The sequence below is a fragment of the Streptomyces scabichelini genome, from assembly GCF_011045015.1.
Classification (GTDB): Bacteria; Actinomycetota; Actinomycetes; order Streptomycetales; family Streptomycetaceae; genus Streptomyces; species Streptomyces scabichelini.
The window spans coordinates 37,241-46,451 of the sequence record NZ_JAAKZY010000070.1 but is presented as its reverse complement, the minus strand read 5'-3'; the positions used below and the strand labels follow the sequence as shown (position 1 = coordinate 46,451).

Annotated in this window: 7 protein-coding genes; 5 read left to right on the top strand and 2 right to left on the bottom strand. The window is 67.9% G+C overall.

What is annotated here, in order from left to right:
* The first annotated feature begins 259 nt into the window (after nt 1-259).
* The 5 genes from G5C60_RS22560 to G5C60_RS22540 all read left to right on the top strand — a co-directional run bounded on the left by G5C60_RS22560 (nt 260) and on the right by G5C60_RS22540 (nt 6,046).
* Nucleotides 260-1,273, top strand: a complete 1,014-nt coding sequence (locus tag G5C60_RS22560) for a hydroxyacid dehydrogenase (RefSeq protein ID WP_206439855.1) — start codon at nt 260-262, stop codon at nt 1,271-1,273.
* 128 nt (nt 1,274-1,401) lie between these two features.
* Nucleotides 1,402-2,487 carry a substrate-binding domain-containing protein gene (locus tag G5C60_RS22555; protein ID WP_165262132.1) on the top strand — a complete coding sequence of 362 codons (1,086 nt, stop codon included), beginning with the start codon at nt 1,402-1,404 and terminating at the stop codon, nt 2,485-2,487.
* Between the two features lie 391 nt (nt 2,488-2,878).
* A complete protein-coding gene (locus G5C60_RS22550; RefSeq protein ID WP_165262130.1) occupies nt 2,879-4,213 on the top strand; it encodes an ABC transporter substrate-binding protein in 1,335 nt (444 codons plus the stop codon).
* 10 nt (nt 4,214-4,223) lie between these two features.
* Complete coding sequence (locus tag G5C60_RS22545) at nt 4,224-5,108, top strand: carbohydrate ABC transporter permease (protein WP_165262128.1); 885 nt, start codon at nt 4,224-4,226, stop codon at nt 5,106-5,108.
* A complete protein-coding gene (locus tag G5C60_RS22540; RefSeq protein WP_206439854.1) occupies nt 5,108-6,046 on the top strand; it encodes a carbohydrate ABC transporter permease in 939 nt (312 codons plus the stop codon). Before G5C60_RS22545 ends, G5C60_RS22540 begins: the two co-directional genes overlap by 1 nt.
* Before the next feature lie 91 nt (nt 6,047-6,137).
* Here G5C60_RS22540 and G5C60_RS22535 read toward each other — a convergent pair whose 3' ends face one another.
* Complete coding sequence (locus G5C60_RS22535) at nt 6,138-7,757, bottom strand: glycoside hydrolase family 43 protein (protein ID WP_165262126.1); 1,620 nt, start codon at nt 7,755-7,757, stop codon at nt 6,138-6,140.
* Nucleotides 7,758-8,002: 245 nt separating this feature from the next.
* A complete protein-coding gene (locus G5C60_RS22530) occupies nt 8,003-9,205 on the bottom strand; it encodes a glycoside hydrolase family 1 protein (protein WP_165262124.1) in 1,203 nt (400 codons plus the stop codon).
* Between the last annotated feature and the right edge of the window lie 6 nt (nt 9,206-9,211).

The window sequence follows — 9,211 nt, the reverse complement described above, 5'->3', positions numbered from 1 at the left end:
CTCCGAAACACTTTGGGTAACCGATTACGACGCGATGTAGAGTCGCGTCACCATCGACACCGACCGGCGAACTCCCCCCTCTGGTAGGGCAGGAGGCGCCGAACCCGCTGTTCACCACCTGCCGCCGCATTGGCGTACATACCCGGGAGCATCGAGAGAGTTCCCACTCGGCGATCGTCATCCTGATTGACCGCCCTCCACGCCAGACATACCGTAGAACACGCTTTCAGAAAACGTTTCCCAGCGCCTCAGGAGAGTCATGACCAGCGCCCAGCTGCCGAGGGCCGTGTTCGCCATGGATCCGGTGCACCTCCCCCTGCTCTTCCCTCCGCCGCTCATGGCACGGCTCCAGGAGGTCGCCGAGATCGACACCACGCTCGTCGTACAGGACTTCACCGAACCCGGCGCCGCCTCGGCGCTGGCTCGGACCGAGGTGCTCATCACCGGCTGGGGCTGCCCCCACCTCGATGCGGACGTCCTCGCCGCGGCACCCCGCCTGCGCGCCGTCCTGCACGCCGCGGGCTCGGTCCGCTCGCTGGTCGGCGAGGCCGTGTGGGAAGGCGGACTCACCGTCTCCAGCGCCGTGACCGGTAACGCGCTGCCGGTCGCGGAGTACACGCTCGCCATGATCCTGCTCGCCGGGAAGGACACCTTCGCGCACCGCGAGCGCTTCCGTGACACCCACGCCTACCCGTCCACCGCCGAGACCGCGGACACGGGCAATCTCGGCCGCCGGGTGGGCATCATCGGCGCCTCACGCGTGGGCCGCCGACTACTGGAACTGCTGCGGCCCTTCGACCTCTCCGTCGCGTTGTACGACCCCTACGTGGACGCCGACGAAGCCGCTGCGCTCAGCGTCGAACTGCTGTCGCTCGACGACCTGTTGCGCCGCAGCGACATCGTCAGCCTGCACGCCCCCGACATCCCCGAGACCCACCGCATGCTCGACCGCGACAAGCTCGCCCTCATCAGGGACGGCGGAGTACTGATCAACACCTCCCGCGGAGCCCTGGTGGACCCCGACGCGCTGGCCGACGAGCTGGTCGGCGGCCGGCTGAACGCGGTACTGGACGTCACCGAACCCGAACCGCTGCCCGCCGGATCCCCGCTGTACAAGCTCCCCAACGTCTTCCTCACGCCGCACATCGCCGGCTCGCTCGGCAATGAGCTGGCACGCCTCGGCCGCATCGTCGTCGACGAGCTGGAACGCCTTTCCGCGGGCCTGCCACCGGCCCACGAGGTGCGTCACGCGGATCTGACCCGTGTCGCCTGAATCCCGCCCCGAGCATGTGCGGCCACCGCGGAGAAACAATGGGATACGGTTCCAGCACCGGCCCGGGGCAGGGGCCCTGCACGGCCGGTGGGAGTCACTGGGACGACTGAGACGAAGGAGCCGCTACGGTGAGTCAGCGCACGGCGTCGAGTGACTCCGGACGGGCCACCATCCGGGACGTGGCGGCACGGGCGGGCGTCTCGGTCGCCAGCGTTTCGCGCGTCCTGTCCGGCAACTATCCGGTGTCGGAAGAACTGCGCCGCCGGGTGATGAAGGTCGTTCAGGACCTGGACTACGTCACCAACGCCCACGCCCGCTCACTCGCCGGTGGCGGCACGCCGACGGTGGCCATCCTCATCAACAACATCACCGGTGCCGCCTTCACCCATGTGGCCAAGGGAGTCGAGGGCGCGGCCTCGTTGCGCGGCTGGCTCTCGCTGGTCGGTACGACCGGAGACGATCCGGAACGGGAACTCGCGCTGGTCAACCTCATGCGCCAGCAGGGCGTCGCCGCGGTGATCCTGCTCGGCGGAGCGTACGACGTCGACGAGTACCAGCTGAGAATGGCCCGGTTCGCCCGCTCACTGGACGCGGCCGGCTCTCACCTCGTACTGGTGGGCAGGCCTCCCCTGGAGGGCGACGTACCGGCGACGACGGTGGACTACGACAACGAGGGCGGCGCCTACGCCATGGCCAGCCACCTCCTGTCCGCCGGTCACCGCCGTGTCCTGGTGCTGCCGGGCCAGGCCGAACTCACCACCGCCCAGGACCGGTTGAAGGCCGCCCGGCGGGCCTTCGAGGCGTACGGCGTGCCCTTCGATCCGGACATGGTGCTCCACGGCCCCTACGACTACGAGCACGGGTACGACGCCGTCGAGGAAAGCCTGCGGCGGGGGCTGGACTTCACGGCGGTGCTCGCGGGTACGGACGTGGTGGCCGCGGGTGCCATGCAGGCCCTGCGTGCGGCCGGACTCAGGGTGCCCGAGGACGTTTCGGTCGTCGGCTACGACGACATCCCGCTGGCCTCCCAGCTCACTCCCCAACTGACCACCGTTCATGTGCCGTACGAGGAGATGGGCCGGGTCGCGCTGCGCGCGGTGGCCAGTCGGCGCGAGAGCGGCGCGGGCCGCCGCAAGGGCAGTGACGGCGACCATGTGGTGCTGGGCACGCACGTCGTCGTACGGCAGTCCGTCCAGCCTCCCGCAGTGTCTTAAGGGCCTGGGGAGATGCCCCCAGCCCTGCGGTCGTAGCAGCTCGGATGATTGCTGTTACGTAAACGGCTTCAAGGCTGGTCGATGGCTCCGGGAAGCGTTCCGAGAGTGCCACGCGTATCGACTTCCGCACCGCTGACCTGCACATTTACTGCGGTGGGCGGGTGGGGTGCGACAGCGATGACGCGCAACGTCAGCGACAACCGAACTTAACAATTTGCCGTCGGACTCTTGCGTGAAACAGAGCGGGCGACCTACGTTTCACAGCAACCGTTTTCTATAGCTTCCGCAGAGGGTTTCCGAGACACGAGCCGGCGTCTTCTCCGCTCGCCGTCGCCCCACCGAGCCACCCCTCTCTCCCGCGATCGTCTACGCCTCGAAGGATGACCGTACGATGAACTTCACCAACCCCCGGAGAAGGTTCGCTCGCGCCGCTGTCGCGGGCCTCGCCCTGACAGGTCTGCTCGCCGCCTGCGGCGGCTCCGGAGACGACGAGCCCGCCAAGTCCTCCGGCCCGGTCACCCTCGACTTCTGGGGCTGGGCCAACGGCCAGGAGGCCGTCGTGAAGGCGTTCAACGCCTCCCACAAGGACGTCCAGCTGAAGTACACGAAGGTCACCGACCAGCTGACCATGCAGAAGCAGCTGACCAACGCCGTCAAGGCCGGCAACGCTCCCTGCCTGATGCAGAACACCGGCGAGTACGTGACGAGCTGGGTCTCCCAGGGCGCGCTCGCCGACATCACGAAGTACGTCGAGGCCGACAAGGACAAGTTCAACCCCGGCTCGTGGGCCACCGGCCAGGTCCAGGGGAAGGTCTACGGCGTCCCCACCGCCTCGGCGCCCGCCTTCACCATCTACCGCACCGACCTCTTCGAGAAGTACGGCCTGAAGGCACCCGCCACCTGGGACGACTTCATCGCTGCGGGCAAGGAGCTGAAGAAGCACGACGTCAAGATCACCAACTACGCCGGTGAGGACCCGAGCACCCTGGAGGTGCTCGCCATGCAGGCCGGGGCGCACTGGTACTCCGTCGAGGGCGACTCCTGGGTGGTGAACTTCCAGGACGAGGGCACCCTGAAGGCCGCCGACGTGATCCAGCAGATCATCGACAACGACCTGAACTCCAAGCTCTCGTTCGCCGACTACGCGGCCGTCCAGCGCAACTACGACAACGGCGGCACCGCGACCCGGCAGATCTCCACCTGGCAGATGTCCGGCATGGTGCAGAACTTCACCAAGTCCTTCGGCGACTGGGCGCTCTCCCCGTGGCCGACCTTCAAGGGCGAGGCCCCCAAGACGCCGGCCGGCACCAACCAGAGCGGCAACCTGACCCTGGTGTCCGAGCAGTGCAAGAACAAGGAGCAGGCCGCCGAGGCGGCGCTGTGGATGTCCACCGACACCGGTGCGGTCAAGACCATGGCGAGCCCGGAGACCGGCAGCGGTGTGATGCCGGCGCTGGCCGACAGTGACGCGTACGTCTCCGAGGCGATCTCCGAAAAGCTGCTCGGCAAGAACTACGAGCCGGCCAAGAAGATCGTCACGGACAGCCTGGGCACCGTCACCGACGACTGGACCTTCGGCCCGAACTGGACCGCGATGTTCACGGAGATGCAGGACGAGTGGGCCGCGGTCGTCAGCAAGAAGCAGAAGGTCACCGACCTGCTCGCGCACATGCAGGAGTGGACGGTCAACGACCTGAAGCAGCGCGGCATCAGCGTCAAGGGCTGAGGCACACTTCATGATTCGCTCGCAGCGCTGGAAGGGTGCCGCCTTCACGGTGCCCTTCCAGCTCGGCTTCGTCTTCCTCTACCTGCTTCCGATCGGCTACGCGGTCTACCAGTCGCTGTATCTGCAGAAGCAGTCCGGGCTCGGTCTCGGCGGCGCGACCAGGGAGTTCGTCGGGCTGGAGAACTACCAGAACGGCCTGACCGACTCGGCGTTCATGAGCTCCATCCTCAGGGTGGTGCTGTTCGCCAGCGTCCAGATCCCGTTCATGCTGCTGATCAGCCTGGTGCTGGCGCTCCTCCTGGACGCGGTCACCTCGAAGGTGGCCGGCCGGTTCCGGATCCTGCTGCTGGTTCCGTACATGATCCCCGGCGTGGTCGCGGCCATCGTGTGGGTCAACCTGTACAGCCCCGAGGTGGGCCCGCTGACACCGCTGGGCGAGCTGTTCGGCTTCGACTGGAACTTCTTCGCGCCCTCGATGGTGTGGCCGGCCATCGGCAACCTGCTGACCTGGCACGGCATCGGCTACAACATGGTGATCATCTACGCGGCGCTCCAGGGCGTGCCCCGCGAGCTCTTCGAGGCCGCGCGCCTTGACGGCGCCTCGGAGCTGCGGATCGCGCGGAGCATCAAGATCCCGTACGTGCGCGGCGCGCTCGTTCTGACCGCTCTGCTGTCGATCATCCAGATGCTGCAGATCTTCAACGAGCCCGCGCTGTTCCGGAACGTGACCCCGCAGACGGTCAGCGACGACTTCGCCCCGATCATGATCATCTACAACCAGGCGTTCAACGCCGGCAACTACAACTACGCCGCGGCCCTGTCGGTGCTGCTCGCCCTGTTCCTCGGCGTCGCGTCCTTCCTCTTCTACCGGCTGACCTCGAGGGAGGCGGACTGATGGCACTGACGGAAAACCGTAAGGAAAACGGCACGGAAACCGGGACCGTGCCACCCACGGGGCGCACCGTACGCCGGCGCACCCGCCCCGACCCCGCTGCCCGTTCACGGGGCGGGCAGCGGTTCCTTCTCCTCGGGCTGATCCTGGCCAGCGCCTACAGCCTGTTCCCGGTGTACTGGCTGATCATCGCCGCGACCAAGGACCGCGTGGGGCTGTACCAGAGCAACGGGCTGTGGTTCTCCGGCTTCCACCTGTGGGACAACCTGCACCAGGTGTTCACGTACGAGGACGGCATCTTCCTGCGCTGGACCGCCAACTCGTTCCTGTACGCCGGGGTCGGCTCCCTCGGCGGCACCCTCATCGCCCTCCTGACGGGCTACGGCCTGGCCCGCTTCGACTTCCCCGGGCGGGGCGTGGTGTTCGCGGCCGTGGTGGGCTCCTTCCTCATCCCGATCGCGCTGCTCACCCTGCCGCTGTACCTGATGTTCTCGGAGATCGGCCTGGTCGACACCCCCTGGGCGATGCTGATCCCCTGCCTGATCAACCCGTTCAGCGTGTACCTGGCCAAGGTCTACACCGAGGCCACGATCCCGTTCGAACTGCTTGAGGCGGCCCGCATCGACGGCGCCGGTGAGCTGCGGATCTTCTTCAGCATTGTGCTGCGGATGATGACCACGGGCGGCGCCACGGTGTTCCTGCTCGCCTTCGTGAACACCTGGAACGCCTTCTTCCTCCCGCTGACCGTGTTGCGCGGCGAGGAGAACTGGACGCTCAACCTGGGTCTGTACAACTGGTCGGGCAAGCGCCTGGAGTCGGGCATCGACGTGACCAGCCTCGTCCTGACCGGTGCGCTGCTGTCCATCATCCCGATGGCCATCATGATGGTCGCGATGCGCCGCTACTGGCGGAGCGGCGTCACCCTGGGCGCCCTCAAGTAACCAAGTCCTCGGGAACGCAACTCGGCGGTCAGCGACGTAACTTCGTCGCTGACCGCCGAGGCGTCCGCCAGGCACTACTGGCGGCGAACCCTTACTCCTGCCCGCCGTCCCCGTCGTCCAGATCCCGCACCTCGAACCAGTCGAAGTCGGCCGGAGCGCGCGTTCCGCCCAGGTCCTGTGCGCTGATTCCGACGAACGCGCCGGTGAACCGCAACCGGTTGCCGTAGTCGTCGGAGAGCTTGCTCGCGTCCAGGGCCGGGCCCACGGCCTGCCAGTCCGTCCCGTCGGGCGACGCGAAGAAACGCAGTTCCGCACTGTCGAAGCGGGCCCGGAGATGCACCAACGGCCAGTCGTCGACGCCGAGTTCGGACTCCGGGAGTTCCCGGTACGCCCCGTCGTCGGAGAGGACCACGCCCAGGACCCGTCCCCTGCCTTCGGTATGGGTGAGGCGCAGGTAGTAGTGCGTGGACGTGTCGTACCAGCAGATGAGGCCCGCGCGCTGGCTGAAGTGGGAAGGGCGGAAGTCGACGACCGTCGTCACCTCGCACCGCACCGAGGTGAGCCGCCGCGCGAGAAGGCTCTGGTCGAAGAGCGAGTGCGGACTCTGCCGGCCGCGCAGCCGCAGATGTCCGGGGCGCTCGCCGAGCGTCAGCCACTCGGAGGTCGCGGGGGCCCGCAGCGTACTCCAGTGCCCGTCCAGGGAAGGCGAGTTGAAGTCGTCACGGGCGGGAGGCCCGGCGGCCGGGCCCGGCTGTCCCGGCTCCACCCCCGTGGGTGCCAGAACCTCCAGACTCGGCCGCCGTCCGCCGTCGGCCAGCCGCAGCCAGCCGTCGTCCGTCCAGGTCACGCGCTGCAGGCAGGTCTCCCGGCCGAGAACGCAGCGCGGCCCTTCGGGCGTCCGTACGGGGCGGGAGGCCAGGTGCGCGAGGAACCACTCCCCCTCCGGCGTCTCGACCAGCTCACCGTGACCGGCCTTCTGCAGCGGCCAGTCCGGGGTGTCCCGGGTGGTCAGCAGCGAGCCGAGCGGGTCGAGTTCGTACGGTCCTGTCAGCTCGCGCGAGCGGGCCATGAGGATGCCGTGGTTCCAGCCGGTGCCGCCCTCAGCGAGCATCAGGTAGTACCAGCCGTCGCGGAAGTAGACGTTGGGACCCTCGATCAGCTCGTCGTGCTGGAGGATCGTGCGGGGCTGTCCGATCAGGGCCCGCTTGGCGGCGTCGTACTCCTGGAGCAGGATCCCGGCGAAGGACGGGTGCCCCTCGCGCGGGTCCCACTGGATGTTCAGCAGCCAGCTGCGGCCGTCCTCGTCGTGGAAGAACGACGGGTCGAAGCCGGAGGAGTTCAGGAAGACCGGCTCCGACCACGGGCCCTCGATCGAAGGGGCCGTGATCAGGTAGTTGTCGAGGTCCTTGTAGGGCTGACCGATCGTGCGGACGATCGTGTAGACCAGCCAGAACTGCCCGTCGCGGTACGACAGTGAGGGCGCCCAGACGCCGGCCGAGTCGGGGACTCCGCGCAGGTCGAGCAGATCGGGCCGGTCCAGTATGTGACCGGCCGGCTCCCAGTGGACGAGATCCTTCGAGCGGTGCACGGGCACGCCCGGGTACCACTCGAAGGTCGAGGTGGCGATGAAGTAGTCCGCGCCCACGCGCACGATGCTCGGGTCCGGGTGGAATCCGGGCAGCACGGGGTTGCGGAGGTGGCCCGCGGTCATGCAGGTCCTTTCACAGATGACTCAGCCCTGACTCAGGTGGCTTACGGAGGTGGGGATCGGCCTTTGACCGGGAGGTCGGCCCTCACAGAAGGAAGACGATCAGCAGCCACACGAAGTCGTTAATGTAGGAACCGGTTGCCATACGGTCAATGTCTCCGTCGGTCCGGGCCCACTATTCGAAACTTTCACTGCCACTTGGGTCCGCCGGGGGACGGGTTTCAGCGCTTTTGGGGTGGCGAGACCGCTCAGCGACCGGCGCGCGGCAGCATTCCGGTGCGGGCGAGTCCGCCGAGCCAGGCCGCCGAGGGCTTGGGGGTGCGTTCGAAGGTGTCGGGGTCGACGGAGATGAGGCCGAAGGTGGGCTTGTAGGAGCCCCATTCGTAGTTGTCTAGGGCGCTCCAGTGGAGGTAGCCGCGTACGTCGAGGCCGTCCTCCAGGGCGGCGGAGACTTCCTGGAGTGCTCCGGTGGTGTAGGCGATGCGGCGGGTGTCGTCGTCGGTGGCGATGCCGTTCTCGGTGACGATCAGGGGGACGTCGCCGACGATCTCGGCGGTGTGGCGCAGGGCATGTCCGATGGCTTGTGGGTAGTACTCCCAGCCGGTGAGGGTGCGTTCGGCGTCGTCGGGCGCCGGGATGGGGCCGTCGGTGGTGATCCTGGTGCGGGTGTAGGACTGGACGCCGATCCAGTCGTCGTCGCGGGCGGCTTCGATGAAGACGTCTTCGCGGGGATGGCTGTAGGCCGCGGTGACGGCCTCGGCCCCGGGCTGGGCCTGGTAGACCTGGTTGGCGATGGACCAGCCGGCCCGGATGTCGGCGGAGATCGCCTTGACGGCGGCCGTGGCCCGGTGGTGTGCCTGGATCAGGGCGTCGGTGGTGGCCTTGTCGGGCAGCGGAAGTCCCGCCGTGGGGAGTGCTTCGGTGCCCAGTTCGCGGATGGCGCCGGCGACCGCGATCATGTTGGGCTCGTTGATGGTGCACACGTGCCGCACGCCGGTGCCGATGATGGGCGCGGTCGCCCGCACGTACCGCTCGAACAGGTCCACCGCCCCGTCGGCGGTCCAGCCGCCGCGCTCGGCGAACCAGCGCGGGACGGTGAAGTGGTGCAGGGTGACCATGGGCCGCAGGCCGCGTTCGACGGCCCCGTCGACCATGCGTCGGTAGTGGGCGATCTCGGCCCGGGAGAAGTGTCCCGGAGCGGGTTCGATGCGGGCCCATTCGATGCTGAACCGGTAGTCGGTGAAGCCGAGTTGGGCGAGCAGGTCCATGTCCTCGCGCCACCGGTGGTAGCTGTCGGCGGCGTCGAGGCTGGGCTCGGCGATGGAGCCGCCGCTGTGTTCCATCTGCCACCAGTCGCTGTTGACGTTGTTGCCCTCGATCTGGTGGGCGGCGGTGGAGGCGCCCCACAGGAATCCGTCGGGGAATCGGAGACCGTCGGCGGTGACGTTCATGGCTGG

Bases quoted from the DNA above. Each gene is read 5' to 3' on its own strand.
- G5C60_RS22560 (WP_206439855.1), top strand. From the start codon at position 260: ATGACCAGCGCCCAGCTGCCGAGGGCCGTGTTCGCCATGGATCCGGTG.
- G5C60_RS22550 (WP_165262130.1), top strand. From the start codon at position 2,879: ATGAACTTCACCAACCCCCGGAGAAGGTTCGCTCGCGCCGCTGTCGCG.
- G5C60_RS22545 (WP_165262128.1), top strand. From the start codon at position 4,224: ATGATTCGCTCGCAGCGCTGGAAGGGTGCCGCCTTCACGGTGCCCTTC.
- G5C60_RS22540 (WP_206439854.1), top strand. From the start codon at position 5,108: ATGGCACTGACGGAAAACCGTAAGGAAAACGGCACGGAAACCGGGACC.
- G5C60_RS22535 (WP_165262126.1), bottom strand. From the start codon at position 7,757: ATGACCGCGGGCCACCTCCGCAACCCCGTGCTGCCCGGATTCCACCCG.
- G5C60_RS22530 (WP_165262124.1), bottom strand. From the start codon at position 9,205: ATGAACGTCACCGCCGACGGTCTCCGATTCCCCGACGGATTCCTGTGG.